Origin of the sequence: Streptomyces peucetius (assembly GCF_025854275.1) — a bacterium.
Lineage (GTDB): Bacteria > Actinomycetota > Actinomycetes > Streptomycetales > Streptomycetaceae > Streptomyces > Streptomyces peucetius_A.
Window position 1 is genome coordinate 5724191 of record NZ_CP107567.1, and the last position, 26741, is coordinate 5750931.

28 protein-coding genes are annotated in these 26741 nt (G+C 71.7%); 18 read left to right on the top strand and 10 right to left on the bottom strand.

Translation table 11 applies throughout. The annotated features are described in order from the left end of the window. Positions 1-17: 17 nt before the first annotated feature. On the bottom strand, positions 18-656 hold the full coding sequence (locus OGH68_RS26300) for a MerR family transcriptional regulator (protein ID WP_264247454.1): 639 nt from the start codon (positions 654-656) through the stop codon (positions 18-20). A gap of 84 nt (positions 657-740) precedes the next feature. On the opposite strand from OGH68_RS26300, the gene OGH68_RS26305 reads away from it, so the two are divergent. Further along, positions 741-1229: a DUF4188 domain-containing protein gene (locus OGH68_RS26305; RefSeq protein WP_264247455.1), complete on the top strand. Its 489-nt coding sequence runs from the start codon at positions 741-743 to the stop codon at positions 1227-1229. Between the two features lie 57 nt (positions 1230-1286). Here the strand turns inward: OGH68_RS26305 and OGH68_RS26310 are convergent, their stop codons facing one another. Both OGH68_RS26310 and ndgR read right to left on the bottom strand, forming a co-directional pair. Beyond that, positions 1287-1535: an SCO4226 family nickel-binding protein gene (locus OGH68_RS26310; protein WP_264247456.1), complete on the bottom strand. Its 249-nt coding sequence runs from the start codon at positions 1533-1535 to the stop codon at positions 1287-1289. Between the two features lie 127 nt (positions 1536-1662). Continuing rightward, a complete protein-coding gene (gene ndgR, locus OGH68_RS26315) occupies positions 1663-2379 on the bottom strand; it encodes an IclR family transcriptional regulator NdgR (RefSeq protein ID WP_026278050.1) in 717 nt (238 codons plus the stop codon). Positions 2380-2523: 144 nt separating this feature from the next. On the opposite strand from ndgR, the gene leuC reads away from it, so the two are divergent. From leuC to OGH68_RS26335, 4 genes are all read left to right on the top strand, one after another. Beyond that, positions 2524-3948, top strand: coding sequence for a 3-isopropylmalate dehydratase large subunit (gene leuC, locus OGH68_RS26320; RefSeq protein ID WP_264247457.1), 1425 nt, complete (start codon positions 2524-2526; stop codon positions 3946-3948). Between the two features lie 5 nt (positions 3949-3953). Beyond that, entirely contained in the window at positions 3954-4547 is a 594-nt protein-coding gene (leuD, locus tag OGH68_RS26325; RefSeq protein WP_264247458.1) for a 3-isopropylmalate dehydratase small subunit, read from the top strand. Between the two features lie 104 nt (positions 4548-4651). Continuing rightward, positions 4652-4879, top strand: coding sequence for a hypothetical protein (locus tag OGH68_RS26330; protein WP_264247459.1), 228 nt, complete (start codon positions 4652-4654; stop codon positions 4877-4879). A gap of 144 nt (positions 4880-5023) precedes the next feature. Beyond that, positions 5024-5674, top strand: a complete 651-nt coding sequence (locus OGH68_RS26335) for an HU family DNA-binding protein (protein WP_264247460.1) — start codon at positions 5024-5026, stop codon at positions 5672-5674. A 129-nt stretch (positions 5675-5803) separates the two neighbouring features. Here OGH68_RS26335 and OGH68_RS26340 read toward each other — a convergent pair whose 3' ends face one another. Then, on the bottom strand, positions 5804-6007 hold the full coding sequence (locus tag OGH68_RS26340; RefSeq protein WP_264247461.1) for a hypothetical protein: 204 nt from the start codon (positions 6005-6007) through the stop codon (positions 5804-5806). Between the two features lie 10 nt (positions 6008-6017). Next, positions 6018-6776 carry a 2-phospho-L-lactate guanylyltransferase gene (gene cofC, locus OGH68_RS26345; protein ID WP_264247462.1) on the bottom strand — a complete coding sequence of 253 codons (759 nt, stop codon included), beginning with the start codon at positions 6774-6776 and terminating at the stop codon, positions 6018-6020. Positions 6777-6923: 147 nt separating this feature from the next. Here cofC and OGH68_RS26350 point away from each other — a divergent pair, with 147 nt between their 5' ends. The 3 genes from OGH68_RS26350 to OGH68_RS26360 are packed head-to-tail and all read left to right on the top strand — an operon-like array spanning position 6924 to position 9875. Next, on the top strand, positions 6924-7676 hold the full coding sequence (locus OGH68_RS26350) for a lysophospholipid acyltransferase family protein (RefSeq protein WP_264247464.1): 753 nt from the start codon (positions 6924-6926) through the stop codon (positions 7674-7676). Then, positions 7673-8683: an NAD(P)H-dependent glycerol-3-phosphate dehydrogenase gene (locus OGH68_RS26355; RefSeq protein WP_264247465.1), complete on the top strand. Its 1011-nt coding sequence runs from the start codon at positions 7673-7675 to the stop codon at positions 8681-8683. The genes OGH68_RS26350 and OGH68_RS26355 overlap by 4 nt, the downstream gene beginning before the upstream one ends. Positions 8684-8717: 34 nt before the next feature. After that, positions 8718-9875: a D-alanine--D-alanine ligase family protein gene (locus OGH68_RS26360; protein ID WP_264247466.1), complete on the top strand. Its 1158-nt coding sequence runs from the start codon at positions 8718-8720 to the stop codon at positions 9873-9875. Positions 9876-9902: 27 nt separating this feature from the next. Here OGH68_RS26360 and OGH68_RS26365 read toward each other — a convergent pair whose 3' ends face one another. Continuing rightward, the gene (locus OGH68_RS26365; protein WP_264247467.1) at positions 9903-10373 is read right to left on the bottom strand and encodes a DUF3515 domain-containing protein; all 471 of its coding nucleotides are present in this window, start codon (positions 10371-10373) and stop codon (positions 9903-9905) included. A gap of 20 nt (positions 10374-10393) precedes the next feature. Further along, positions 10394-10627 carry an Lrp/AsnC family transcriptional regulator gene (locus OGH68_RS26370; RefSeq protein WP_264247468.1) on the bottom strand — a complete coding sequence of 78 codons (234 nt, stop codon included), beginning with the start codon at positions 10625-10627 and terminating at the stop codon, positions 10394-10396. Positions 10628-10866: 239 nt separating this feature from the next. On the opposite strand from OGH68_RS26370, the gene OGH68_RS26375 reads away from it, so the two are divergent. Both OGH68_RS26375 and thiD read left to right on the top strand, forming a co-directional pair. Beyond that, the gene (locus OGH68_RS26375; RefSeq protein WP_264247469.1) at positions 10867-11838 is read left to right on the top strand and encodes a thiamine-phosphate kinase; all 972 of its coding nucleotides are present in this window, start codon (positions 10867-10869) and stop codon (positions 11836-11838) included. Between the two features lie 9 nt (positions 11839-11847). After that, positions 11848-12645 carry a bifunctional hydroxymethylpyrimidine kinase/phosphomethylpyrimidine kinase gene (thiD, locus tag OGH68_RS26380; protein WP_264247470.1) on the top strand — a complete coding sequence of 266 codons (798 nt, stop codon included), beginning with the start codon at positions 11848-11850 and terminating at the stop codon, positions 12643-12645. A gap of 158 nt (positions 12646-12803) precedes the next feature. Here the strand turns inward: thiD and rpmB are convergent, their stop codons facing one another. Then, the gene (gene rpmB, locus OGH68_RS26385) at positions 12804-12989 is read right to left on the bottom strand and encodes a 50S ribosomal protein L28 (RefSeq protein WP_003957616.1); all 186 of its coding nucleotides are present in this window, start codon (positions 12987-12989) and stop codon (positions 12804-12806) included. A 294-nt stretch (positions 12990-13283) separates the two neighbouring features. Between rpmB and OGH68_RS26390 the strand changes: the two genes are divergently transcribed. Next, positions 13284-14921: a DAK2 domain-containing protein gene (locus OGH68_RS26390; protein WP_264247471.1), complete on the top strand. Its 1638-nt coding sequence runs from the start codon at positions 13284-13286 to the stop codon at positions 14919-14921. A gap of 493 nt (positions 14922-15414) precedes the next feature. Here OGH68_RS26390 and OGH68_RS26395 read toward each other — a convergent pair whose 3' ends face one another. Further along, on the bottom strand, positions 15415-18366 hold the full coding sequence (locus OGH68_RS26395; RefSeq protein ID WP_264247472.1) for a tetratricopeptide repeat protein: 2952 nt from the start codon (positions 18364-18366) through the stop codon (positions 15415-15417). Continuing rightward, positions 18363-20213, bottom strand: coding sequence for an HSP90 family protein (locus OGH68_RS26400; protein WP_264247473.1), 1851 nt, complete (start codon positions 20211-20213; stop codon positions 18363-18365). Before OGH68_RS26400 ends, OGH68_RS26395 begins: the two co-directional genes overlap by 4 nt. A 166-nt stretch (positions 20214-20379) precedes the next feature. Here OGH68_RS26400 and recG point away from each other — a divergent pair, with 166 nt between their 5' ends. From recG to rnc, 7 genes are all read left to right on the top strand, one after another. Continuing rightward, on the top strand, positions 20380-22569 hold the full coding sequence (gene recG / locus OGH68_RS26405; protein WP_264247474.1) for an ATP-dependent DNA helicase RecG: 2190 nt from the start codon (positions 20380-20382) through the stop codon (positions 22567-22569). A gap of 111 nt (positions 22570-22680) precedes the next feature. Next, positions 22681-23262 carry a 16S rRNA (guanine(966)-N(2))-methyltransferase RsmD gene (gene rsmD / locus OGH68_RS26410; protein ID WP_264247475.1) on the top strand — a complete coding sequence of 194 codons (582 nt, stop codon included), beginning with the start codon at positions 22681-22683 and terminating at the stop codon, positions 23260-23262. 26 nt (positions 23263-23288) lie between these two features. Next, positions 23289-23771 (top strand): pantetheine-phosphate adenylyltransferase, encoded by a 483-nt coding sequence (coaD, locus tag OGH68_RS26415; RefSeq protein ID WP_264250305.1) that lies wholly within the window; start codon positions 23289-23291, stop codon positions 23769-23771. A gap of 92 nt (positions 23772-23863) precedes the next feature. Further along, entirely contained in the window at positions 23864-24931 is a 1068-nt protein-coding gene (locus tag OGH68_RS26420) for an ATP synthase F0 subunit B (RefSeq protein WP_264247476.1), read from the top strand. 135 nt (positions 24932-25066) lie between these two features. After that, complete coding sequence (locus tag OGH68_RS26425) at positions 25067-25699, top strand: YceD family protein (protein WP_264250307.1); 633 nt, start codon at positions 25067-25069, stop codon at positions 25697-25699. Between the two features lie 2 nt (positions 25700-25701). Beyond that, positions 25702-25875, top strand: a complete 174-nt coding sequence (gene rpmF / locus OGH68_RS26430) for a 50S ribosomal protein L32 (RefSeq protein WP_026165248.1) — start codon at positions 25702-25704, stop codon at positions 25873-25875. A 19-nt stretch (positions 25876-25894) separates the two neighbouring features. After that, a complete protein-coding gene (gene rnc / locus OGH68_RS26435; RefSeq protein ID WP_264247477.1) occupies positions 25895-26716 on the top strand; it encodes a ribonuclease III in 822 nt (273 codons plus the stop codon). The last annotated feature ends 25 nt before the right edge of the window (positions 26717-26741 follow it).

Here is a 26741-nt window from a genome sequence, read left to right on the forward strand (position 1 = left end):
TCGGGGAGGGCCTGCTGTCATGTGTAGCGTCGGTACGACTCCTCGGCCTGGGCCAGCCTCCGCAGACTCAGCAGCACCGGCTCGTACAGCACGGTGAGGGCCACGGCCGCCTCCACCTGCTCCTCCTCCCGCTCGTAGCGCTCGGTCAAGTCGAGGTCGGCGGAAGCGACTTCGCCCGCGGAGCGGGCGTACGGCAGCAGCTCCGCCACGTCGCAGGGGTATCCGAGCCGGCGCATGGCACTGATCGCCTCGACCAGCATCCGGTAGGCCGGTGAGTCCGCCCCGGCCCCGCGGCCGAAGGTCCAGCCGAGCCGCTCCAGCAGCTCGTCGGCGGTGCCGCGGGCTGCCTCCGTCACCGGATCCGCCGGGTCGGGTTCGGCGCCGTGCGGAATGGCCCAGGCCGCGGCGCCCAGCCGCATGTGGTGGTCGAGGGAGTCGTCGTCGACCGCGGCCAGCACCTCGCGGGCGGTGGTCACCGGCACCCGCCCCACCTGGATCAGGGCCCGGACCAGACCGAGCCGGCGCAGGTGGCCCTCGCCGTAGTCGGCCCGGGTGGCGCTCAGCCTGTTTCCCGGCGGCAGCAGTCCCTCGCGCAGGTAGTACTTGATCGTGGCGCTCGGCACGCCGCTGCGCTCGCTGAGCTCTGCCAGTCGCATGTGCTTGCTTCCTTTATTGGAGAGTGGCACTATCCAAGTACTCGGATAGCTCCACTATCCAACCATGATCGCAGGGGGAGCGCGATGAACGACCAACCGAACCAGGGGCGCACGACCGCCCGATCACAGGGCGGAGTGACCGTCTTCCTCATCGGGATGCGTATCAACAGCCTTGTCGCGGTGCGCAGTTGGTGGCCCACGCTGATGGCCATGCCCCGGATGCTCAAGGAGCTTTCGAGCGACTCGGGCAGCGGCATGCTCGGATACCGGCTGTTGCTGGGCGGCCCCAGGCTGGTGTGCGTCGTCCAGTACTGGGAGTCGCAGGACAAGCTGCTCGCGTATGCCTCGGCCACCGGCAAGGAGCACCGGCCCGCGTGGGCGGCCTTCAACCGCCGGATGCGCCAGGGCAGGGGCAAGGTCGGCTTCTGGCACGAGACATATGTCGTACCGGCCGGTTCGTACGAATCCGTCTATGTGAACATGCCCGCGTTCGGCCTGGGCGCCGCGACCGGGACCGTGCCGGTGGAACTGCGCGGCGAGCGGGCCGCGGACAGACTGCGGACGGCGGGCTGACGCCACTGCGGCCGGGCCCGCGTCCCGGGCCCGGCCGCAGCGCGGTTGTCGCGGGGCTCACACGGTGAGCGGCACCGGGTGGATCTCGTCCGCCGGGTGGCCCGTGCGCTCGTGGATACGCTGCACGGCGTCGGCGGAGGGGGCTTCGGACAGGCAGTAGACGGTGCCGGTGTCCGGGTCCGCCCACGCCTTCTTGAAGTGGACGCGCTCCTCGCCCTCGATCGCCAGGTCCGCGTTGTGCGCCTCCATCAGCTTCTCGCTCGTGATGCCCACCATTCCGCGGTGTACGTCCATGAACTCGGCCATCGGTCCTGCACCTCCATCGGTCGCCGGTACCTCCATGCTGCACCCGTCCGGGGCGCAGAACACGTCCGGCCGGCCCCTGCGGCGTTGAAGGGGCCGGCCGGTGTGGATGTACGGGACGGAGAGGGGGTCAGCCGCTGCGGCGCAGCGCCTCGCTCAGGCGGGCGGCGGCGTCGATGACGGCCTGGGCGTGCATACGGCCCGGGTGGCGGGTCAGGCGCTCGATCGGTCCGGAGACCGAGACGGCGGCGACGACGCGGTTCGAGGGCCCGCGGACCGGCGCGGACACCGAGGCCACGCCCGGCTCCCGCTCGCCGATCGACTGGGCCCAGCCCCGGCGCCGTACGCCGGACAGGGCGGTCGCCGTGAAGCGGGCGCCCTGGAGTCCGCGGTGGAGGCGCTCCGGCTCCTCCCAGGCCATCAGGATCTGCGCCGAGGAGCCGGCCTTCATCGTGAGCGTGGAGCCGACCGGTACGGTGTCCCGGAGTCCGGACAGCCGCTCGGCGGCCGCCACGCAGATGCGCATGTCGCCCTGCCGGCGGTAGAGCTGCGCGCTCTCGCCGGTGACATCACGCAGATGTGTGAGTACGGGCCCGGCCGTGGCCAGCAGCCGGTCCTCGCCGGCCGCGGCGGCGAGCTCCGCCAGTCGCGGACCGAGAATGAACCGGCCCTGCATGTCGCGCGCCACCATACGGTGGTGCTCCAGTGCCACTGCCAGGCGATGTGCTGTAGGTCGTGCGAGTCCCGTGGCCGCGACCAGCCCCGCGAGGGTGGCCGGACCGGACTCCAGGGCGCTCAAGACAAGGGCTGCCTTGTCGAGGACGCCGACGCCGCTAGAGTTGTCCATGCAACGATACTCGCGTCTCACTCTGTGAAACGCAAGTTCAATTTTCTCCGGAACTTGCCACGCTGTAGTGGCGGCCCGCGGACCAACGGGCACTGCACAAGATCTCTAGATGCGTCGGCGGCACAGCCGGCCGGAGGGAAAGCGATGGGTAGGACACTCGCGGAGAAGGTCTGGGACGACCATGTCGTCCGGCGCGCCGAGGGCGAGCCCGACCTCCTCTTCATCGATCTGCATCTGCTGCACGAGGTGACCAGCCCCCAGGCCTTCGACGGTCTGCGGAAGAACGGCCGCCAGGTGCGCCGCCTCGACCTCACCATCGCGACCGAGGACCACAACACCCCGACCCTCGACATCGACAAGCCCATCGCCGACCCCGTCTCCCGCGCCCAGCTGGAGACGCTGCGCAAGAACTGCGCGGACTTCGGCGTACGGCTGCACCCCCTGGGCGACGTCGAGCAGGGCGTGGTGCACGTCGTCGGCCCCCAGCTGGGCCTGACCCAGCCCGGTACGACCGTGGTCTGCGGCGACTCCCACACCTCCACGCACGGCGCGTTCGGCGCGCTGGCGTTCGGTATCGGCACCTCCCAGGTCGAGCATGTGCTGGCCACCCAGACACTGCCGATGGCCCGCCCGAAGACCATGGCGATCACCGTCGAGGGCGAGCTGCCCGACGACGTCACCGCCAAGGACCTGATCCTCGCCGTCATCGCCAGGATCGGCACCGGCGGCGGCCAGGGCTACATCCTCGAGTACCGCGGATCCGCCATCGAGAAGCTGTCGATGGAAGCGCGGATGACCATCTGCAACATGTCGATCGAGGCCGGTGCCCGCGCCGGCATGATCGCCCCGGACGCGACCACGTTCGACTATCTGCAGGGCCGCGACCACGCCCCGCGGGGCGCGGACTGGGACGCGGCGGTCGAGTACTGGAAGACGCTGCGCACCGACGACGACGCCGTCTTCGACGCCGAGGTCTTCATCGACGCCACCGAACTGGCCCCGTTCGTCACCTGGGGCACCAACCCCGGCCAGGGCGCGCCCCTCTCGTCGAACGTCCCCGACCCGGCTTCGTACGACGACGCTTCGGAGCGCCTCGCCGCGGAAAACGCCCTGAAGTACATGGGGTTGACCGCGGGGCAGCCGCTGCGCGACATCAAGGTCGACACCGTCTTCGTAGGCTCCTGCACCAACGGCCGCATCGAGGACCTGCGCTCGGCCGCCGCCGTCGTGGGCGGCCGCAAAGTCGCCGACGGGGTACGGATGCTCGTCGTCCCGGGCTCGGTACGGGTCGCGCTGCAGGCCGTGGAGGAGGGCCTGGACAAGGTCTTCAAGGAGGCCGGCGCCGAATGGCGGCACGCGGGCTGCTCCATGTGCCTGGGCATGAACCCCGACCAACTGGCTCCCGGTGAGCGTTCCGCCTCCACCTCGAACCGCAACTTCGAAGGCAGGCAGGGCAAGGGCGGCCGTACGCACCTCGTCTCGCCGCAGGTCGCCGCCGCCACCGCGGTCCTCGGCCACCTCGCCTCGCCCGCCGACCTGTCCGAAACCCCTGCGCCCGCCGGAGTCTGAACACGATGGAAGCCTTCACCGCACACACCGGCCGTGCCGTCCCGCTGCGCCGCAGCAACGTCGACACCGACCAGATCATCCCCGCGCACTGGCTGAAGAAGGTCACCCGCGACGGCTTCGAGGACGGCCTGTTCGAGGCCTGGCGCAAGGACGCCGACTTCGTCCTCAACCGCCCCGAGCGGGACGGCGCCTCCGTACTCGTCGCCGGCCCCGACTTCGGCACCGGCTCCTCGCGTGAGCACGCCGTCTGGGCCCTGCAGAACTACGGTTTCAAGGCCGTCATCTCCTCACGGTTCGCCGACATCTTCCGCGGCAACTCCCTCAAGAACGGTCTGCTGACCGTGGTTCTCGAGCAGTCCGTCGTGGACACGCTGTGGGAGCTGACCGAGGCCGACCCGACCGTGGAGATCACGGTCGACCTGGAGAAGCGGCAGGTCCTCGCGCCGGGAGTCACCGCGGACTTCGAGCTCGACGAGAACGCCCGCTGGCGGCTGCTGAACGGTCTGGACGACATCAGCCTCACTCTTCAGAACGAAGCGGACATCGCGGCCTACGAGGCGGGGCGACCCGCCTTCAAGCCCCGCACAATTGAGGTCTGAGCAGCGCTTTTCCCGAACTGCGCCCTCCATCGCAAGATGGGGGGCGCAGCCGTATGTTGAGGCCCTGTCGGGCGACAACTCGCCCCAGATGGCACAATCGGTGCATGGAACGCGACAGCCAACTCGAGCTCTACTCGGAAGTCGCGGCCCGATTGAAGGAAGCGCACACGAAGGTGCGTGAACTGCAAGTACCGGAGGGCGTGAGGACGGCGCTGACCCGGAAGCTGATGGTCGTCACGGCGGCCACGAAGCACGATCTCCCGGGCGCGGCAAGGCGTCTGGACCAGTTGATGAAGGACCTCGACGAGGGCCGTTTCCCTGAAGGTGACTGACCCGAAGAACTCCGCCAAGGTCGACTTCGTTGCGGCACTAGGGTGATTAGCCCGTTTCGTGTTTGATTTGCGGTATATATCTGCCTAACGTGCGAAAAAGCCAGGACGCCATCGTTCCGGCCAAATGTCTCCGAAGGGGAAGACGTGAACAAGGCGCAGCTCGTAGAAGCGATTGCCGACAAGCTCGGCGGCCGGCAGCAGGCCGCGGACGCTGTCGACGCGGTGCTTGACGCGATCGTCCGCGCAACGGTCGCCGGAGACCGGGTGTCGGTCACCGGCTTCGGCTCGTTCGAGAAGGTCGACCGCCCCGCCCGTTACGCCCGTAACCCGCAGACGGGTGAGCGTGTGCGGGTCAAGAAGACGTCCGTTCCGCGGTTCCGCGCCGGTCAGGGCTTCAAGGACCTGGTGAGCGGCTCGAAGAAGCTGCCCAAGGGCGGCGAGGTCGCCGTGAAGAAGGCGCCCAAGGGCAGCCTCTCCGGTCCGCCCCCCACCATCGCCAAGTCGGCGGCCAAGAAGGCCGCGGCGAAGCGGACCGCGGCCAAGAAGACGACGGCGGCCGCGAAGAAGACCACCGCGAAGAAGACCACGGCGGCCGGCAAGAAGGCCGCCGCGAAGAAGGCGCCCGCCAAGACGACGGCGGCCGCGAAGAAGGCGACCCCGGCGAAGACCACGGCCAAGAAGACCACGGCGAAGAAGACCGCCCCGGCCAAGAAGGCCACGGCCAAGAAGGCGCCCGCCAAGAAGACCACGGCACGCAAGACCACTGCCAAGAAGACCACGGCGAGGAAGAAGTAGCAGCGCGGGCGCGACGCCCCCACGAGCAAACAGCACACAAGTAAGCGGCACCAGGCCGCACAGCCACTCACGCGCCGGGCCGGTCTCCTGCTGGGAGACCGGCCCGCGGCGTGTTCGGCCCCGGCCGGTTCAGAACGTGTACAGCGTCACCAGTGTGATGCGGCGGCTCTCGCCCTCGCCCTCGGTCTCGATCCGCACCCGCTGCCCCGGCCGCAGCAGCCGCAGACCGCCCGCGTCGAAGGCCGCCGCGTCGAACTCGACCGGGGTTCCGTCGTCCAGCAGCACACTCCCGCTGCGGGTCTCCGGGTCGTATGTGTACGAGGTCGCCTGCATGCCCGCCAGCCTAGTGGTCCGCCGCCGGGCGGGTTCCGTGAGGACCGGCCGCCGGTGGACTCTCCGCGCGGCGCCCGACGCGTACGGTGCGGGCGCCGGCCGCGAGGCGCCGCGCGGTGTGGGGGCCCACGCCCAGCGCGAGCGCGGCCGCCAGATCGTCCGCGGTGTCCACGTCCTGCCGTACGGAATCCACAGCGCCGGAGGCGATTTCCACCGCGCCGGAAGCCAAATGCGCACGGCGTGAAGGGCCGCCGAAAGCAGGGCGCAATTCACTGCCGGGCCGGGCGCAGAGCAATGTTGTGCCGATTCCGGCCGCATCCGTCAGAAATGCCCGGGTAAATACCGAAGCGGCAGTCAGCGCCCTGCCCAATTCGGCACTGCGCAATGCGGGCAGGTCGGCGTTGAGCGCCGCGACCGCTGCCGAGGGACGCGCCGAACGCACCATGCCGGCCCCGTACGCCAGCGCCGCGTTCAGACCGGCGGCCGGGGCGTCCGGCACGATCCTCGCCCCCAGCGCGGCCAGCTCCGCCGCCGCGGCCCGGTCGTCCGTGACGACCACCACATCCCGCACGCCGGAGCACGCCAGCGCCGCCGCCACGGTGTCCTGGGCGAACGCGAGGGCCAGCCGGGGGCGCAGCCTGCCGTCCGCCGCCCCCGCCAGTCTGCTCTTCGCCAGGGCCAGTGGTTTCAGCGGTACGACCAGGGACCAGAGGAGGGCCGGCACGGGGACCGGCTTCGTGTCCGGGGCGAGCTCCGAGTCCATGCGCATCGGGCCCATTGTCGCCCGGATCCCAGAAGGCCCCGGGGGAGGGGCGGTGGCCGGGGCGTACCGTGTTCTCGACAGACCAGAGGCCTGGGGCGACACTTGACCCCCGGCAGCCAGGCAATGGCCCGGTCGTAAGAGGAAGGTGTCCGAGTGTCCCGCCGTAGAATCGGCTTCTGGTACCGCCTGGCCGCGGTCATCTCAAAGCCGCCGCTGTTGCTTCTGTTCAAGCGGGACTGGCGGGGAATGGAACACATTCCGGCCGAGGGCGGATTCATCACCGCCATCAACCACAACTCGTACCTCGACATGTTCTCGTACGGGCACTTCCAGTACAACACCGGACGGGTTCCGCGGTTCCTTGCCAAGGCCGCGCTCTTCAAGGCCCCCGTCGTCGGGACTCTGCTGCGGGGCACCCGCCAGATCCCCGTCTACCGAGAGTCCTCCACCGCCGTCGGCGCGTTCCGCGCCGCCGTGGACGCCGTCGAGCGCGGCGAATGCGTCGCCTTCTACCCAGAGGGCACCCTGACCCGCGACCCGGCCATGTGGCCGATGACCGCCAAAACGGGTGTGGCGCGGGCCGCCCTGCAGACCAGGGCGCCCGTCATTCCCGTCGCCCAGTGGGGAGCCAACTTGGCGATGCCGCCGTACGCCAAGGAGAACAAGGTCCGGCTCTTCCCGCGCAAGACGCTCCAGGTGCAGGCCGGCCCCCCGGTCGACCTCAGCCGCTTCTACGGCATGGAGCCCACGCCCGACGTCCTCAAGGCCGCCACCGAGGCCATCATGGCCGCGGTCACGGAGCAGCTCGAGGAGCTGCGCGGCGAGAAGGCGCCTTCGAAGCCGTTCGACCTGCGCGAGATCCGCGCGGAGCAGCGCCGCAAGGCCGCCGGGGAGGAAGTGAAGTGACACAGTCCGTCAAGGCGGCCGTCTTCGGGACGGGCTCGTGGGGCACGGCGTTCGGCATGGTGCTCGCCGACGCGGGCTGCGAGGTCACCCTCTGGGGCCGTCGCGCGAACCTGGTCGACGCCGTCAACACCACCCGTACCAACCCCGACTATCTGCCCGGGATCGAACTCCCGCAGAGCCTCCGGGCCACCACCGACCCGGCCGAGGCCCTGCACGGAGCGGACTTCACCGTCCTCGCCGTCCCCTCACAGACCCTGCGCGCCAATCTCGCCGTATGGGCGCCGAAACTGCCCGCCGGCACGGTCCTCGTCTCCCTCATGAAGGGCGTCGAACTCGGCACCGCCAAGCGGATGAGCGAGGTCGTCGAGGAGGTCGCGCAGGTGCCGTCCGAGCGCGTGGCCGTGGTCACCGGCCCCAATCTCGCCAAGGAGATCGCCCAGCGCCGGCCCGCCGCCGCCGTGGTCGCCTGCCGTGACGAGGCGGTCGCCCAGCGGCTCCAGACCGCCTGCCACACCCCGTACTTCCGTCCGTACACCAACACCGACGTCGTCGGCTGCGAACTGGGCGGCGCGGTCAAGAACGTCATCGGCCTCGCGGTCGGCATCGCCGACGGCATGGGCCTGGGCGACAACGCCAAGGGTTCCCTGATCACCCGCGGCCTCGCCGAGACCACCCGCCTCGGCCTGGCGATGGGTGCCGACCCCCTCACCTTCTCCGGGCTCGCCGGGCTCGGCGACCTGGTCGCCACCTGCTCGTCGCCGCTGTCCCGCAACCACACCTTCGGCACCAACCTGGGCCGCGGGATGACGCTCGAGCAGACCATCGCGGTCACCAAGCAGACGGCCGAGGGGGTCAAGTCCTGCGAATCGGTGCTGGACCTGGCCCGCAGGCACGGCGTCGACATGCCCATCACCGAGACGGTCGTCGGCATCGTCCACGAGGGGAAGCCGCCGGTCGTTGCGCTCAAGGAGTTGATGTCCCGCGCCGCCAAGCCCGAGCGACGCTGACGTCGTTCGGACCAGCGGGTAGTCTCATCGCGATATGAGCACCGAGAACCTCCCCCAGAGCCCCGAGCAGCCGCTCCGCAAGCCGCGCGTGGCGGTCGTCTTCGGCGGCCGCAGCTCCGAACACGGGATTTCCGTGGTCACCGCGGGCGCGGTGCTGCGGGCCGTCGACCGGACCAAGTACGACGTCCTGCCGATCGGCATCACCGCCGACGGCCGGTGGGCGCTCACCGCCGACGAGCCCGAGCGCATGGCGATCACCGACCGCCGCACGCCGAACGTCGACGAGCTCGCGGAGTCCGACGAGGGCGGCGTGGTCCTCTCCGTGGACCCGGGCAGCCGTGAGGTCGTCTACAGCGAGCCCGGCTCCGTGCCCAAGGTGCTGGGCGAGGTCGACGTCGTCTTTCCGATGCTGCACGGCCCCTACGGCGAGGACGGCACCCTCCAGGGCATGCTGGAGCTCTCCGGCGTCCCGTACGTCGGCTCCGGCGTGCTGGCCTCGGCCGTCGGCCAGGACAAGGAGTACATGAAGCGCGTCTTCGTCTCCTTCGGCCTGCCGGTCGGCCCCTACGAGGTGGTCCGGCCGCGTGAGTGGGCGAACGACCCGGCAGCCGCCCGCAAGAAGATCGTCGACTTCGCCGGTGAGCACGGCTGGCCGCTGTTCGTGAAGCCCGCCCGCGGCGGCTCGTCCATGGGCATCACCAAGGTCGACTCCCTCGCCGGCCTCGACGACGCGATCGCCGAGGCACAGCATCACGACCCGAAGGTCCTCGTGGAGTCCCTGCTGCGGGGCCGCGAGATCGAGTGCGGCGTGCTCGAGTTCGAGGACGGTCCGCGCGCCAGCGTGCCGGCCGAGATCCCACCGGTCACCGCCCACGACTTCTACGACTTCGAGGCCAAGTACATCGACTCGGCGGCCGGCCTGGTGCCCGCGCCGCTCACCGAGGAGCAGACCGCCGAGGTGCAGCGGCTCGCGGTCGCCGCGTTCGACGCGGCCTCGTGCGAGGGCCTGGTCAGGGCGGACTTCTTCCTCACCGAGGACGGCGAGTTCGTCATCAACGAGATCAACACCATGCCGGGCTTCACGCCGATCTCGATGTACCCGCGGATGTGGCAGGAGAGCGGCGTGACCTACCCCGAGCTCGTGGACCGGCTGATCCAGGCCGCCCTCAGCCGCTCGACGGGGCTGCGGTAGGCCGACGCCCCGACGGGGCGGCACGGATCAAAGCGAGGCCGGGACCGTCTTCTTGACGGGCCCGGCCAGATCGGCCAGTGGGCCGATGTCGTGCATGTACTGCTTGCCCAGGGTGACCTCCACATACGTCTCGCGGTACGTGGTGGTGAACCGGGGACCGGCGTCACGCTCCTCCAGCAGCCAGTTGACCCCGTCCACCTCGACCCCCTGGCCCTGCGGATCGCTCATCCCCACCGGCCGGGGGACACCGCAGCGCAGTACGATCGCGGCGTCGCCCCAGCGGGCGGTGAATTCGGACGACGGCTCCGGGTCGTCGCGGTCCTGCCCGGCCACCGAGTCCGGCAGCTCCCCGTCCAGCGCACGGCACAGGGCTGCCTCCTCGGCCGGGGGGCTGGGAACCGCGATCGACGCCGACGCGTCGGTGGAGGAGCAGCCCGTGGCAGCGGTCAGCACGGCGACAGCGGACAGGAACAGGGACCGGCGGGCGAAGGACGTCACCGGCCAAGCGTAGACGGGGGCTACAGGTGCACTACGGGGCAGGTCAGAGTCCGGGTGATGCCGTCCACTTGCTGGACCTTGGCGACCACCATGCGACCCAGGGCGTCGACGGTGTCGGCCTGTGCGCGCACGATCACGTCGTACGGGCCGGTCACATCCTCGGCCTGGATCACACCGGGGATCTTCGCGATGGTCTCGGCGACGATCGACGCCTTGCCCACTTCGGTCTGGATGAGGATGTACGCCTGTACCACGGAGCCTCCAGGGCGGCACGAGGATCATGTCCCCTACCGTCGGTGGGGAGATCCCGGGAAGAGGGGTCGCCACGGTATCGCGTCGTCGCGGCCTGCGGGGAGACCCTCGCGGCGGACGGCGCCCGCAGCGTGGCGTACGGCGAGCAGAAGTTGACGTGTCCGATGACGGTACCGACAGCGGTGGCGGTTCGCGACCGCGTGCACAGTGCGGGGCGTCCACGACAAGGAGAGGTGACTCGGTGAAGGGAACTGTGGGCGAGTTGGGGGAGTTCGGCCTCATCAGGGAGCTCACCTCCAAGCTCACCACCACCCCCGCGGTACGGCTCGGACCGGGCGACGACGCCGCGGTCGTGGCCGCGCCCGACCGACGGGTCGTGGCCAGCACGGACATCCTGCTGGAAGGGCGGCACTTCCGCCGCGACTGGTCGACCGCGTACGACGTGGGACGCAAGGCCGCCGCGCAGAACCTGGCGGACATCGCGGCGATGGGCGCGGTCCCGACCGCCCTGCTCCTCGGGCTCGTCGTCCCGGCCGAACTACCGGTGACCTGGGCCACCGAGCTCATGGACGGTATCCGCGACGAGTGCCAGGTCGCCGGAGCGGCCGTCGTCGGCGGCGACGTCGTGCGCGGCGACACCATCACCGTCGCGATCACGGCCCTCGGGGACCTGCGGAACCACGAGCCGGTGACCCGCGCGGGCGCGCAGCCCGGCGATGTCGTCGCCTACACCGGCTGGTTGGGCTGGTCCGCGGCCGGCCACGCGGTCCTCTCGCGGGGTTTCCGCTCCCCGCGCGCCTTCGTGGAGGCCCACCGCCGGCCCGAGCCGCCGTACCACGCGGGCCCTGCGGCCGCCGGACTCGGCGCCACCGCCATGTGCGACATCAGCGACGGGCTCGTCGCCGACCTCGGGCACATCGCGGAGGCCAGCAAGGTCCGGATCGATCTGCGGTCCGGGCTGATCGACATCCCCTCGCAGATGAACGACATCGGCCAGGCCGTCGGCGTCGACCCGCTGCAGTGGGTGCTTACCGGGGGAGAGGACCACGCGATCGTCGCCACCTTCCCGCCGGACGCCAAGCTGCCCGCCCGCTGGAAGATCATCGGCGAGGTGCTCAACCCGTCCGCGCTGCCGCAGGTGACCGTCGACGGGGCGCCCTGGACGAACAAGGGCGGCTGGGACCACTTCGGGGATATCGAGGACGGCAAGTAGATTCCGGGTATGGACATACCCCCTCGCGTGCTCACCGTCGCCGGTTCCGACTCCGGCGGCGGTGCGGGCATCCAGGCCGACCTCAAGACCATGCTGGCCCTCGGTGTGCACGGCATGAGCGTGCTGACCGCGGTCACCGCGCAGAACTCCCTGGGAGTCCAGGGCGCGTGGGAGCTGCCCGCCGAGGCGGTGCGCGCCCAGTACCGGAGCGTCGTCGACGACATCGGCGTACAGGCCGTGAAGACCGGCATGCTCTCCTCCGCCGGACTCGTCGAGACCGTCGCCGAGCTCCTCGCCGGCACGGACGCACCCGTCGTCGTCGACCCGGTGGGCGTCTCCAAGCACGGCGACCCGCTGCTCGCGGCCTCCGCGCTCGACTCCGTACGGACCAAGCTGCTGCCCGCGGCGACCGTGGCCACGCCCAATCTGGACGAGGTGGCCCAGCTGACCGGCATCGAGGTGCACGACGAGACGGGCATGCGGCAGGCCGCCGACGCCGTGCTCGGTTTCGGGCCGCGCTGGGTCCTGATCAAGGGCGGCCATCTGCCCGGTGACGCCGTGGACCTGCTCACCGACGGCGGCGTGGAGCTGTGGCTGCGCGCCACGCGCCACGACAACCGTCACACGCACGGGACGGGATGCACGCTCGCGTCGGCGGTGGCATCGGGACTGGCGCAGGGCCTGACCGTGCCGGCGGCGGTACGGACGGCCAAGGAGTACGTCACCGGGGCGATCGAGGCCGGCTTCGCGCTGGGCGCGGGCATCGGACCGGTGGACCACGGCTGGCGCTTCCGGACGGCGCCGTAGAGCCTGCCCGGTGGATCGCCGGACCGGTGGCCGGTGGACCGGGGCGGGAAAAGGCGAAAGCCGGTCCACCGAGGTGGACCGGCTTCCAAGGCAACCGCAGGGGCTGCGCTACGACGAAGCGTCGGCGGGATCATCCCCGCGAACGCGGGGAGCATCACTTAGCGCGAGACCTTGCCGGCCTTGATGCACGAGGTGCAGACGTTGAGCCGCTTCGGCGTCCGACCGACCACTGCACGCACACGCTGGATGTTCGGGTTCCAGCGACGAGACGTACGGCGGTGCGAGTGCGAAATGTTGTTGCCGAAGCCCGGCCCCTTGCCGCAGACGTCGCAGTTGGCAGCCACGGGTCACTCCAAAGACTTCAGATGCACTTACAGTGAAATCCGGCGCGCCGGATTCAGAGGTCTGAAGTGGCTTGCCGGGGGAATGGCCCGATTCTCATCGGGCAACTGGAGCAGCATACATCCACTGTCTCCGAGAGAAGAAACTAGCACGCCCCCGCCCGCCCCCGGCCCGCCGCCGGACCCTGCCCCGGTCTACGCTGCGGGGCGAACCGCGGTCCACGACCTGCGGCCCACGGCCCGCAGCCCCCGTGCGGCCGACCAGGCCCTGCCCGGCCGCACAAGGAGGATCACCCGGTGCCGCAGAGTCTCGACGCCCCGGCCGTACGCGCCTGGTGCTCACTGGCGCTGGAGTCCCTGGGCCGGGAGCGCGAGGAGATCGACGCGATCAACGTGTACCCCGTCGCGGACGGGGACACCGGCACGAACCTGTATCTGACCGTCGAATCGGCCGGCCAGGCCGTGGAAGCGGTGTTCGCCGCCCACGAGACCGGCGGCTCGGCACCCGACCTCACCGATGTGATCCGGGCGATGGCCCACGGGGCGCTCATCGGCGCCCGCGGGAACTCCGGCACCATCCTGGCGCAGCTCCTGCGCGGCATGGCCGAACGGATCGGTGACGGGGACCATCTCGCCGCGGCCCTGCGGCGGGCCGCCGAACTGGCCCGCGAGGCCGTCGCCCACCCCGTCGAGGGGACCATCCTCAGCGTCGCCGGGGCGGCGGCGGACGCGGCTTGCGCGGCCTGCGCTGCGGAGACGGCCGGCGGGACGGCCGGCACCGCCGATGCCGTACGGGCGGCGTACGCGGGCGCCCGCGCCGCGCTGGACGCCACGCCTCAGCAGCTCGCCGTACTGGACCGGGCGGGGGTCGTGGACGCGGGCGGGCGCGGACTCCTGGTGGTCCTCGGCGCCCTGGTCCAGGCGGTCTGCGGTGAGGCGCCGCAGGTTCCCGCGCTCGCCCACCACCGGCCCACCCGACCGGTCCCGCAGCCCGCGGCGGACGCGCAGTCCTGCGCCGGCGGCGGCCCGGCCTTCGAGGTGATCTACCTCCTCGAGGCGGACGACGAGGCCGTCGCCCGGCTCCGCACCCGCCTGGACCGCCTCGGCGACTCCCTCGTCGTCGTCGGCGGCGACGGCCTGTGGAACGTCCACGTCCACGTGGACGACGCCGGCGCGGCGGTGGAAGCGGGCGTCGAGGCCGGCCGGCCGTACCGGATCCGCATCACGCACTTCGACACGGCGGCGGAGCCCGGTCCGGACCCGCGCGAGCAGGCGCAGCGGGGGGTCGTCGCCGTCGTGCAGGGAGAGGGACTGGCGGCCCTGTGCGGCGAGGCCGGCGCCACCACGGTCCTCGCCCGCGCAGGGGAGCCGCCGGCGAGCGGCGAACTCGTCGAGGCGATCCGCCGGGCGCACGCCCGCGAGGTGGTTCTCCTCCCCAACGACACGGCCCTGCGCCACACGGCCGCCGCGGCGGCCGAACAGGCCCGCGCGGAGGGCGTCCGCGTCGCCCTCATCCCCACCCGCTCCGCGGTCCAGGGCATCGCCGCCCTCGCGGTCCACGCACCGGACCGCCGCTTCGACGAGGACGTCGTCGCCATGACGGCCGCCGCCGGCGCGACGCGCTACGCCGAACTCGCCGTGGCGGAGAGCCGGTCCTGGACCTCGGCGGGCGTCTGCCAGGCCGGAGACGTACTGGGCCTGATCGACGGCGACGTCGCCGTGATCGGCAAGGACCTCACGGAGACGGCCGTGACCCTGTTGGACCGCATGCTCTCCTCCGGCGGCGAACTGGTCACGCTCGTCCTCGGCGGGACCGCGCCGGAAGGCCTGTCGACCCGCCTGGAGACGCACGTCCGGGAGAGGTACCTGGCGGTGGACACGGTCGCGTACGAGGGCGGCGACCGGGCGACGCCGCTGCTGATCGGGGTCGAGTAGCGGGCGCGTGGCGCCTGCGGGGGCGGCTACGGGTGCGGGCGTGTGGCGCCTGCTGCGGGCTGTTCCCCTCCCCGCCCCTTCCCGCTGTACCGATATGCGGCTCCGCTGCGTGGCGGGGCAGGCCCCGGACCCTCGGGCCGCCCTGCGCGCGGCGTTCGGGGCTCCGTCCCGGGCCCTCGGGCCGCCCCTGCGGGCGGTGTTCGGGGCTTTCCCCGGCCCCCGGTACCGCGCTTCGCGCGGTGGCCTCGAACTCCCCCTACGGCCTGGCGGCCGTGGGAGGTGCCCCCCAGCCGGGCTGGATTTCGCTGCGCGAAATCAGCCCCGCCGGCGTTTGAGGCGCGGAGGTACGGGGGCGGAGCCCCCGGAAACACCGCGCGGAGCGCGGTGGTCGGGTCCTGGGGGTCCCCCACGCCGCCAGGCGTAGGGGGAGGAGCCGGGGAGGAGCCCGGTTCGGGAAGGGGGGTGGGGGAACGCCCGCGCAGCGGCCCCGTGACTACGCCGCGCCCACCTGCTCCAGCACCGCCCGCGCCTCCGCGCACCGCGACGACGGCACCTCCCCGTCCCCGTCCGCGTACACCGCCAGGACCGCCCGCGCCAGCCCCCTCGCCGCCGCGGCGTCGGACAGGTCCGCGTGGAGCCACGCCGCCATGAGCTGCGCGCCGGTACGCAGGTCGGTGAAGTCCTCGCCCGCCTCCTCGAAGGCCGCCACCGCCCGCAGCACGAAGCCGACCGCCTCCTCGTACGCGGCCCGGCGACGCGGGCCTTCCGGCTCGTCGCAGGAGCTCGCGATCAGGTCGCCGGTCTGGCGATGGGTGTCCGCCAGTTCGGCGCGCAGCCGGGCCAGGACGTCCGCGTCCCCGGCGGAGCCCGCCGCGGCGAGGGCCGACTCGCACTCGGTCGCCGCCGCGGCCATCAGTTCACGCGCCGCGCCTACACCCGCCTGCCCCTCCCGCACGGCGATCCACGCCCGTACCCGCAGGGTGCGCACGAGCGCGTGCACGTCGCCGAGGTCGCGCCACAGGTCGCCGGCCCGCCGGTAGGCCAGTTCGGCCTGCGGGTCGAGCCGTGCGCGGTACAGCGCCTGGCCCGCCAGGTTCGCGAGCATCGCGTGGTCGCGCTGCTCCGGCCAGCCCTGTGCGATGTCCGCCGCCTTCAGCCAGTGCTCGGCGGCCTCGCGCGGCTCGTTCAGTGCGGTGCAGCAGTCGCCCAGCCACCACAGCGTCTGCACGATCACCCCGTCGCCGTGGTCCTCCGCCGTCAGGTCGGACAGTACGGACTCCAGGACCGCCGCGGCTTCGGCGGTCCGCCCGAGCTGCAGCAGGAAACCGCCGAGCCGGTGCCTGGCGTACGCCCCGCTGCCGGCGCTCTCGCCCGCCTCATCGGCCCAGTGAGCCGCTTCGAGGGCGTGGTCGGCCGCCTCGTCGAGCTTGCCGATGTCCGCGAGCGTCTCGACGAGCTGCAGGTGGAGGCGGGCCCGGCCGCCCGGGGCGGCGAAGGGGGCGGCGTGCTCCAGGGCGGCCCGCGAGGCACGCTCGGCGGTCTCCAGGTCGCCGAGGTGCCGGCTGACGCCGGCCAGCTGGGTCTCGGCCTCCACGGCGTACCAGGGCCGGCCCGCCTGGACGTACGCCTCGGCTGCGCGCGCGTACAGCTGTGCCGCCCCTGCCGCGTCGCCGCGGAAGGCGGTGACGTTGCCCGCGTGACCGAGCGCCTCGCCGATGACGACACCGACGCCGGGGTCCTGCCGCTCCGGCTCCGCGAAGGCGAGGAGCGCCTGCACGGCCTCGTCCAGGGACGTGACGGCCGCTTCCGCGGCCTCCCGCACCCGCATGTCGCTGATCATGTCGTTGAGGATCCGTACCCGGCACAGCAGCGCCCGGCCGGTCTGCCGTGCGGTGGACCGGCCCTCGGCGTACAGCGCCAGCGACCGGTCGCAGGGTTCCTGCACCGCGGCCAGCGCCTCGCCGAGCCGGCCGTCGAGGCCGATGCAGAACGCGGCCCTCGCCAGCGCGGACGCCGCGCGTCCGGGTTCACCGGCCGTCTCGTACAGCCCGGCCGCCGACGTGAAGAGACCGACCGCCTCGGCCGGTGGTGTGGCGGGGTCCATCCCCCGGTGTTCCTCGCTCTCTGCCCGTTCCAGGGCGTCGAGTTCGACGCCGCCCCGGTCGGCGGCCGCGGTCACGGCGGCCCATGCGGCCGTCGCGTCCGGGTGCTGCGCCTCCGAGAGCCGGCGCGCCTCGGCCAGCAGCTCCGAGAGGCCGGCGGGTCCGGCGACGGGCGTGCTCTTTGCTGCGGACGCGGACGCCTGACGCGGCACGGACACCGGCCGTGCCGCCCGGACACCCAGCGGCAGCCGTTCCAGCAGCGGCGCACGGTCCATGCGTTCGGCGCTCTGCTCGCCGAAGTACGGCGTGCCGTTGCGTGCGTCGAAACGGGCGGCGATGGCCCGCGCCTCCGTACGGGCGTGGACGGCGAGTTCCCGTGCCGTCCAGGAGCGGCTCCCGGGGCCCGGCACGCTCTGCTCGCCGTGCCCGAGGGCGGTGAGCCGGTCGGTGAGCAGCGCGGTGACCTCCAGATAGCTGAGCAGACTGCTCGGCTCGCCGGTGTCCGTGAAGTACGCGGGCCGCTCGGCCAGGATCTCCAGCCCCCGCGCCTCATTGCCCGTCAGCGCGCAGAACTCGACGTGCCGGGCGGTCGCGCTGCGCATGCTCTCCTTGGTGCGGACCAGCCGGTAGCCGCGCAGGTGGTTGGCGCGGGCCTCCTCCGCGCGCCCCAGCCGCAGCAACGGCAGCAGTGACGCGGAGAGCACGGCGTGCGGCTCGTGCGCGCAGGTGAACTCGCTCTCCAGCACCGGCCGCCAGCTGACGAGCGCGCCCTCGTCGTCGCCGCGGTGCGCCTGCCAGGACCCCTGCGCGTGCAGTTCGCAGGCGTGGCAGTCACTCTTGTCGTCCCGGTCGGCGGCCTGCCAGGCGTCGTACGCGCGCTGCGCGCGCTCCATGTCGCCGAGGTGCCGGGCGATCCGCAGTTCGCCCTGCCGCACCGCGCGCTCGGAGTGGCCCGCGAGCCGGTAGCGGTGCTCCATCTCCGCCTGCCACTTCTCGATCGAGGCGAGCGGGATGTGCGGCTGGTCGATCATGCCGCTGGAGACCCACTTGAACATCCAGAACAGCGAATGGACCTGCCGCCCGCCGAAGTCCTCCGGCCGGTCGTCCCACATCCGCAGCAGCCTCGCGAAGGGGACGAACATCTTGTCCGCCTCGGAGCTGTAGTTGTAGACCTGCATCAGATGGTCGAGGCCGTCGATGACCAGCGACGTGTCGCCGAGCTGCTCGATCTCGGCGAACAGCCGCTCCGCGCGGGCGTTGCGCTCGGGGCCCTCCGGCTGCGCGTAGTTGTCGTTCAGCGCCTGCCGCAGCGCGTCGGCGTCCCAGGGGGTGTCGGGGCTCATCGGCCGTTCTCCTGATCGTGGGTGGCCCACTCCAGCAGGCCCATGAACGCGCGGTTGAGGAGCGCGGAGTCGGCCGGCCGCAGCGGCCGCTGCGCCATCAGCAGCGCCTGCCCGTACAGTGCCTCGGTCGCCGTCCCGGCCAGCTCACCGTCGAGGGAACTGATCCTGCGGATCAGCGGGTTGAGGTGGTTGAGCACCAGCCGGGCGCGCGGCGCGCTGCCGCGCAGCGATCCGAGGATGCCCGCCCACAGGTCGTCCGCGCGGGCCTCCTCCTCCGCGCGCGCCTGCTCGTGGCGGGCGGCCCGGTCGTCGAGGTGGAGCGCCGGGACGGTCAGCGGGTGGAAGGCGCGCAGCGCCACGTCGCAGCCCAGCGGGTCGAGCCTGGCGCGGGCCGCGGCGAGGAACCCGGCGAGGGCCAGTTCCTCCGCCGGGTCGACGGCGTCGAGGTGCGCGGTGACCGTGTCGGCGTCGAGCTCGGCGACCACCGTTCCCGGCCGGACCTGCGGCAGCCGCTCCACCAGCTCGGCGTCGTACGTGTAGCCGCCGTTGACCAGCCCGATGCCCTGCGCGGAGGCGATCGGCGCGACCTGCCGGTACTCCTCGACCGTCCGCGCGAAGTGCACCACGCGGTGCCGCTGGGCGAACTCCTCCAGCGACAGCTGCCCGTCCGTCGTCTCGAACGGCAGCCACGGCAGCATCGTGCGCAGCATGTCCGTGTCGTGCCGGGCCAGCGACTTCACGCCCAGGTGGTGGACGGACAGGAACTGCGCCAGCCGCTCCGGGGCGCCCGCGGCCAGGGAGGTCAGCCACTCCCGGATGCGGCCGCCGAGGGCCTCCCGTACGGCGGCGAGCGTCTCGTCCGCGTACAGCGACTCGCGGGACGCCGTGGGCCGCAGACTGTCGGTGTCGATGACGCACCGTACGAAGAACGCCCACTCCGGCAGGAGTTCGTCCGCCCGGTCGGTGAGCAGCATGCCCTTGAGGTGCACCCGGTGTCCCGAACGCTGCGCCGGACTGACCGCCGACGGCAGCACGTACGCGACCCCGCGCACCCCGGCGACCGGCAGGTCGAGGTCCACCGAGTCGAGCGGGGTGAAGCCGAACAGCTCGTGGCAGTGGCGGGCGAGGGCCACCCGCCGCGCCGCCGGACCCGGATACGTACGGTCCCACGGCGCCGGCAGCTCGCTGACGGGCGTGTCGCCGACGCGGACGTCGTAAGGGAGCAGCGAACCGAAGTCCCGCGCCAGGGCGGTCACCCGCTGCTCTGTGAGCCAGTCGGCGCTCCCGGGCCGGGCGGTGAGGTACACGGTCGTGCCCGGCTCGGGGCGGGCGCTGTGGGGCAGGACGCGCACGGTGTACGAACCGTCGTCGCGGGCCGACCACTCCACGGGAGGCGCGTCGGGCGTGCGGGCGCTGCGGCTCACCACCCGGATCTCGGCCGCGACGACGAAGCAGGCGAGCAGCCCGATGCCGAACTGCCCGAGGAACTCGGCCCGCGCGGACTCGAGCCCTTCCCGCTTGGAGCTGCGGCCGATGGTCGCGAGCAGACTGTGCACATCCGTCTCGGTCAGGCCGATGCCCGAGTCCTCGACGCGCAGTCCGCCGTCCGCGGCGTACAGCCGCACCCGCGCGGGTGCGGCTGGGTCCTCGGCACGCCTGGCGGTGATCGCGTCCACCGCGTTCTGCAGAAGCTCCCGCAGATAGACCTTGGGGCTGGAGTAGAGGTGATGGGACAGCAGGTCCACCAGGCCGCGCAGATCGACCTGGAACATGTGCGGTGCTGCCGCATCCGGTGTGGTCGCGTGCGGTGTCGTCGTACCGCCGGACGGTGTCGTCTCAGATGTCATCGTCGCTGCGCCGGTGGGGGGTGGGGCGACGGCGCGGGTCGGGCGATCCCGTACGGGCGGTGATCGCGGAGAAGGGGTGGGGGAGGGATCATCGTAGGGGTCACGGCGCCGCCTTGACCAGGACTTATCAACAGGTGCGCGACGACTGTCGGTGGTGTGGTGTGCAATGGAACGCGTGCCCGCGCTCGACGAACCCCTCAAGAAGACGCTCGGCGCCGCCACCGCGAAGGTGATGGCCGAGCATCTCGATCTGCACACCCTCGGTGATCTGCTGCACCACTACCCGCGGCGGTACGCGGAGCGCGGGGAGCTGACCTCCCTGTCGGAGCTGCCGCTCGACGAGCACGTCACGGTCGTGGCGCAGGTCGCCGACGCGCGGATCCACACCTTCAACCAGGGCCGCGGCCGGCGTCTGGAGGTGACCATCACCGACGGCAGCGGTCGGCTCCAGCTGGTCTTCTTCGGCAAGGGCGTCCACAAGCCTCTGGGGGACCTGCTGCCGGGCACCCGCGCGATGTTCGCCGGCAAGGTGTCCGTCTTCAACCGCAAGCTGCAGCTCTCCCACCCGGCGTACGAGCCGCTGAGCGGCGGCGCGAGCGCGGCCGACGCCGTGGACGCCTTCGCCAATCAGCTCATCCCGATCTACCCGGCCTGCAAGCAGCTGGAGTCGTGGAAGATCTCCAAAGCGATCGACGCCGTGCTGGACCGCGCCGTCGAAGCCGTGGACCCGCTGCCGCCTGCGCTGCGCGAGGGCCGCGGCATGACGACCCTGCCCGACGCCCTGCGCAAGATCCACCGGCCGCGCACCAAGGCGGACATCGCCGAGGCCAGGGAGCGGCTCAAGTGGGACGAGGCATTCGTCCTCCAGGTCGCCCTCGCCCGCAGACGGTACGCCGACACCCAGCTGCCCGCAGTGGCCCGCCGGCCCGTCCCCGGGGGACTCCTCGACGCCTTCGACGCCGAGCTGCCCTTCACGCTCACCGAGGGCCAGCAGTCGGTCAGCAAGGAGATCTTCGACGATCTGGCGACCGAGCACCCGATGCACCGCCTCCTCCAGGGCGAGGTCGGTTCCGGGAAGACCATGGTCGCCCTGCGGGCGATGCTCGCCGTCGTCGACGCGGGCGGCCAGGCCGCGATGCTCGCACCCACGGAGGTCCTGGCCCAGCAGCACCACCGGTCGATCACCGAGATGATGGGCGAGCTGGCGGAGGGAGGCATGCTGGGCGGTTCCGAGCAGGGCACCAAGGTCGTTCTGCTCACCGGCTCCATGGGGGCCGCTGCCCGCCGCCAGGCGCTGCTCGACCTGGTGACGGGCGAGGCCGGGATCGTCATCGGCACCCACGCCCTGATCGAGGACAAGGTGCAGTTCCACGACCTGGGCCTCGTCGTCGTCGACGAGCAGCACCGTTTCGGCGTGGAGCAGCGGGACGCCCTGCGCTCCAAGGGCAAGCAGCCGCCGCACCTGCTGGTCATGACCGCCACGCCCATTCCGCGTACGGTCGCGATGACCGTCTTCGGCGACCTGGAGACGTCCGTCCTGGACCAGCTGCCGGCCGGCCGCTCCCCGATCGCCAGCCATGTGGTGCCCGCCGCCGACAAGCCGCACTTCCTCGCCCGCGCCTGGGAGCGGGTGCGCGAAGAAGTCGAGAACGGCCACCAGGCGTACGTGGTCTGCCCCCGGATCGGCGACGCGGAGGACGAGAAGCCGAAGAAGAAGTCGGCGGAGGACGAGGCGGAGAAGCGCCCGCCGCTCGCCGTCGTCGACGTCGCCGAGCAGCTCGCCAAGGGCCCACTGAGCGGCCTGCGCGTCGAGGTGCTGCACGGGAGGATGCAGCCCGACGACAAGGACGCCGTGATGCGCCGCTTCGCCGCGGGCGAGGTGGACGTTCTGGTCGCCACCACCGTCATCGAGGTCGGGGTGAACGTCCCCAACGCCACCGCCATGGTGATCATGGATGCCGACCGGTTCGGCGTCTCGCAGCTCCACCAGCTGCGCGGCCGCGTCGGCCGCGGCTCGGCCCCCGGGCTGTGCCTGCTCGTCACCGAGATGCCCGAGGCCAGTCCGGCGCGTCAGCGGCTGACCGCCGTCGCCGCCACCCTCGACGGCTTCGAACTCTCCCGTATCGACCTCGAACAGCGCCGCGAGGGCGATGTGCTCGGCCAGGCGCAGTCCGGTGTGCGCTCCTCGCTGCGGATGCTCGCCGTCATCGAGGACGAGGAGGTCATCGAGGCGGCCCGCGAGGAGGCGGTCGCGGTCGTCGCCGCCGATCCGGAGCTCTCGGACCTGCCCGGACTGCGCACCGCGCTGGACGCCCTGCTCGACACGGAGCGCGAGCAGTATCTCGACAAGGGCTGAGAGACTGGGCACGTCGGCCCGTACCGACGACCGGGTCCGCACGGACCCGCCCGTACCTGTGTCAGCCCGCACAGCCCGCACAGCCCGCACAGAGAGGCAGAGAGGCCCTTCATGACCCGCGTGATCGCCGGCACCGCCGGCGGACGCCGCCTCGCCGTCCCGCCCGGCACCGGCACCCGCCCCACCTCCGACCGGGCCCGCGAAGGGCTGTTCTCGAGCTGGGAGTCCCAGCTCGGCTCCATCGAGGGCATCCGCGTCGCCGATCTGTACGCGGGCTCCGGCGCCGTCGGCCTGGAGGCGCTGTCCCGTGGCGCGTCCCACGCCCTGCTGGTCGAGGCCGACGCCCGCGCCGCCTGCGTCGTACGGGAGAACGTACGGGCGCTCGGCCTGCCCGGTGCGGAGGTCCGTACCGGCAAAGCGGAACAGATCGTCACGGGACCGGCGCCGGAGCGCCCCTACGACGTGGTCTTCCTTGACCCGCCGTACGCCGTCACCGATGACGGACTGCGCGAGATCCTGCTCACACTCCGCCTTCAGGGCTGGCTCGCCGACGATGCTCTCGTCACCGTGGAGCGCAGCACAAGGGGCGGGGAATTCAAGTGGCCAGAGGGCTTCACGCCACTGCGCTCCCGTCGTTACGGCGAGGGGACGCTTTGGTACGGTCGCGCCGCCACGTGCGAAGACGCACCATGACCGGACCGGAGAGCGAGGGACCTCAGTTGCGCCGCGCAGTCTGTCCCGGGTCGTTCGACCCCATCACCAACGGACACCTCGACATCATCGCCCGCGCCTCCAAGCTGTACGACGTCGTACATGTCGCGGTGATGATCAACAAGTCAAAGCAGGGGCTGTTCACGGTCGACGAGCGGATGGCGATGATCCGCGAGGTCACTGGTGAGTACGGGAACGTCGTGGTGGAGTCCCACCACGGCCTCCTCGTCGACTTCTGCAAGGAGCGCGACATCCCCGCGATCGTCAAGGGGCTGCGCGCGGTCAGCGACTTCGACTACGAGCTGCAGATGGCCCAGATGAACAACGGCCTCTCGGGGGTGGAGACCCTGTTCGTCCCCACCAACCCGACCTACAGCTTCCTCTCCTCCAGCCTGGTCAAGGAGGTCGCGGCCTGGGGCGGCGACGTCTCCCACCTGCTGCCGGCGACGGTCCACCGGGCCCTCGTCCAGCGGCTCGCGGAGAAGGGCTGACTGACCGTCACCCGGTGTCGGACGGCCGCGGACAGCCCGTACAGTCGTCCCCGTCCGTGACGGAAATCCGCAGGAGAGAGTGGCGAACCACGGTGGACGTGCAGAAGAAGCTCGACGAGATCGTCGAAGTGGTCCAGAGCGCCCGCTCCATGCCCATGTCGGCGTCCTGCGTGGTCAACCGCGCCGATCTGCTCGCCATGCTCGAAGAGGTGCGTGACGCGCTGCCCGGCTCCCTGGCGCAGGCCCAGGAGCTCATCGGCGGCCGCGAGGAACTGGTCGAACAGGCCCGCCGCGAGGCCGAGCGGATCATCGAGTCCGCGCACGCCGAGCGCGGCTCCCTGATCTCCGACACCCAGGTCGCCCGCCGGTCCCAGGACGAGGCCGACCGCATCCTCGCGGAGGCCCGCCGTGAGGCCGACGAGATCCGCGCGGAGGCCGACGACTACGTCGACTCCAAACTCGCCAACTTCGAGGTCGTCCTCACCAAGACCATCGGCTCGGTCGACCGCGGCCGCGAGAAGCTCCTCGGGAGGGGCCCCGGTCTCGACGAGCAGGGCTACGCCGACGAGGACGCGCCGGAACACAGCAGCGACCCGCAGACGCTCATCCAGCGCGCCGACCAGTACGTCGACGCCAAGCTCGGCGCCTTCGAGGCCGTGCTCTCCAAGACGCTCGACGCCGTCGGCCGGGGCCGCCAGAAGCTGCACGGACGTATCGCCACGGACGATCTCGGTGCGCACATGGCAGCGCAGGACGCCGCGGGCCACCAGCACACGAGCGACGCGGACTACCTCGCCGGTCTCGCGGAGATCGCCGACCCGGCCCCCGAGCGTGAGCAGCAGGACGCCTACTCCTACGCCCAGCCGCAGCCCGAGCCGCAGATGCCCGCCGTCCAGCCGGACCCGTACCCGTACCAGCCGCAGGAGGCGTACGCGGGCTACCAGCAGCCCGACCCGTACGCGGCCGGCGGCTACGGCGGCCAGGAGCAGGGATACGGGCAGTACCCGCACCAGGACGCGTACATCTACGAACAGCCCCAGCCGCAGCCGCCCGTCCCGCCGCAGCACCCGCCGCAGGCCGCAGCGCTGGACGAGACCAGCTTCTTCGACACCGGCATGATCGACCTCGAGCAGCTGAACCGCTACGAGCAGGGGCGCTGAACGGCCCGGATTGGGATCGTCGCGGCTGTTGAAGTACCCTGGTCCTTCGGTCGCGCGTAGCTCCGCGATCCCGGCTGCCCGCTTCGCACCACGAACCGGGACGGCCCTCCCCACGAACCGAAAGCAGGAAGACCCCTGAGCACGCGCCTCGACCATCGCAACCCCCTCGTGTTCGACACGCACGAGCTGGGGCGGCGGCCCGGTGCGCTCCAGCGGATCTCCCGCACGGTGGACGCTCCGAACGACCTCGGCATCGCCGATGTCGTCGGTGTGCCGGAAGGCGCGCCGGTGGAGCTGGACCTCCGCCTCGAGTCCGTCATGGAAGGTGTGCTCGTCACAGGCACCGCCCGTGCGAGCGCCGAGGGGGAGTGCGTAAGGTGTCTGGAGCCGCTGCGCCATGAGGTCGCCGCGGACTTCCAGGAGCTGTTCACGTACCCCGACGCCGACGACAGGGGCCGCACCGCGGAGCCCGTCGACGACGAAGAGGACGAGGACAGGCTCTTTCTCGAGGACGGCCTGTTCGACCTCGAGCCCGTGCTGCGTGATGCGGTGGTGCTCGCACTGCCGATGCAGCCGGTGTGCCGGGAGACCTGTGAAGGCCTGTGCCCCGAGTGCGGGGTCAGGCTGGACGAGAACCCGGACCACCACCACGACGCCGTCGACATCCGTTGGGCGGCACTGCAGGGACTCGCCGAGACCATTCAGGACGGCGAGAAGGACAACATGGGCGGCGCCGAAGCGGGCGTCGACGAGAAGCAGGAGAAGTAGCCGTGGCTGTTCCGAAGCGGAAGATGTCGCGCAGCAACACGCGCCACCGCCGGTCGCAGTGGAAGGCTGCGGTCCCCACCCTGGTTTCGTGTGAGCGTTGCCAGGAGCCGAAGCAGCAGCACATCGCGTGCCCCAGCTGCGGCACCTACAACAAGCGCCAGGTCCTCGAGGTCTGAGCGGCCGGTGAGAGGCGCGATGTCTGAGTCCAGCAAGACGGACAATGCCTCGTCCCACACGCTTCTGGAAGGGCGGCTCGGGTATCAACTCGAGTCCGCCCTTCTGGTGCGTGCGCTGACCCATCGTTCGTACGCGTACGAGAACGGCGGTCTGCCCACCAACGAGCGCCTCGAGTTCCTCGGGGACTCCGTGCTCGGCCTGGTGGTCACCGACACGCTGTACCGCACCCACCCTGACCTGCCCGAGGGCCAGCTGGCCAAGCTGCGGGCCGCGGTGGTCAATTCGCGTGCGCTGGCGGAGGTCGGCCGCGGTCTGGAACTCGGCTCCTTCATCCGGCTCGGCCGTGGTGAAGAGGGCACGGGAGGCCGGGACAAGGCATCCATCCTCGCCGACACCCTTGAAGCGGTGATCGGCGCGGTCTATCTCGACCAGGGCCTCGACGCGGCGTCCGAGCTGGTACACCGGCTCTTCGACCCGCTGATCGAGAAGTCCTCCAACCTCGGTGCCGGCCTGGACTGGAAGACCAGCCTCCAGGAGCTCACCGCGGCCGAGGGCCTGGGTGTTCCGGAGTACCTGGTCACCGAGACCGGTCCGGACCACGAGAAGACCTTCACTGCTGCCGCCCGCGTCGGTGGTGTCTCGTACGGCACCGGCACCGGCCGCAGCAAGAAGGAAGCGGAGCAGCAGGCGGCGGAGTCCGCGTGGCGGGAGATCCGTACCGCCGCGGACCAGCGCGCGGCAGCGGCCCGGGCCGCCGCCGCGAGCGGGACGGCCGCCACCGACGGAGGGGACGCCGACGCCCCGTCCGACACGGCGCAGACGGACCGGGCCTCGGCCTGAGTCCGGCACTCCGCCGAACGAAAAG

Coding starts and splice junctions, on each gene's coding strand:
- OGH68_RS26400 (WP_264247473.1), bottom strand. CDS start 20,213: ATGACATCTGAGACGACACCGTCCGGCGGTACGACGACACCGCACGCG.
- OGH68_RS26305 (WP_264247455.1), top strand. CDS start 741: ATGAACGACCAACCGAACCAGGGGCGCACGACCGCCCGATCACAGGGC.
- recG (WP_264247474.1), top strand. CDS start 20,380: ATGGAACGCGTGCCCGCGCTCGACGAACCCCTCAAGAAGACGCTCGGC.
- ndgR (WP_026278050.1), bottom strand. CDS start 2,379: ATGGACAACTCTAGCGGCGTCGGCGTCCTCGACAAGGCAGCCCTTGTC.
- OGH68_RS26300 (WP_264247454.1), bottom strand. CDS start 656: ATGCGACTGGCAGAGCTCAGCGAGCGCAGCGGCGTGCCGAGCGCCACG.
- rsmD (WP_264247475.1), top strand. CDS start 22,681: ATGACCCGCGTGATCGCCGGCACCGCCGGCGGACGCCGCCTCGCCGTC.
- OGH68_RS26395 (WP_264247472.1), bottom strand. CDS start 18,366: ATGAGCCCCGACACCCCCTGGGACGCCGACGCGCTGCGGCAGGCGCTG.
- OGH68_RS26340 (WP_264247461.1), bottom strand. CDS start 6,007: ATGCAGGCGACCTCGTACACATACGACCCGGAGACCCGCAGCGGGAGT.
- OGH68_RS26360 (WP_264247466.1), top strand. CDS start 8,718: ATGAGCACCGAGAACCTCCCCCAGAGCCCCGAGCAGCCGCTCCGCAAG.
- leuD (WP_264247458.1), top strand. CDS start 3,954: ATGGAAGCCTTCACCGCACACACCGGCCGTGCCGTCCCGCTGCGCCGC.
- thiD (WP_264247470.1), top strand. CDS start 11,848: ATGGACATACCCCCTCGCGTGCTCACCGTCGCCGGTTCCGACTCCGGC.
- OGH68_RS26310 (WP_264247456.1), bottom strand. CDS start 1,535: ATGGCCGAGTTCATGGACGTACACCGCGGAATGGTGGGCATCACGAGC.
- rnc (WP_264247477.1), top strand. CDS start 25,895: ATGTCTGAGTCCAGCAAGACGGACAATGCCTCGTCCCACACGCTTCTG.
- leuC (WP_264247457.1), top strand. CDS start 2,524: ATGGGTAGGACACTCGCGGAGAAGGTCTGGGACGACCATGTCGTCCGG.
- OGH68_RS26330 (WP_264247459.1), top strand. CDS start 4,652: ATGGAACGCGACAGCCAACTCGAGCTCTACTCGGAAGTCGCGGCCCGA.
- cofC (WP_264247462.1), bottom strand. CDS start 6,776: ATGCGCATGGACTCGGAGCTCGCCCCGGACACGAAGCCGGTCCCCGTG.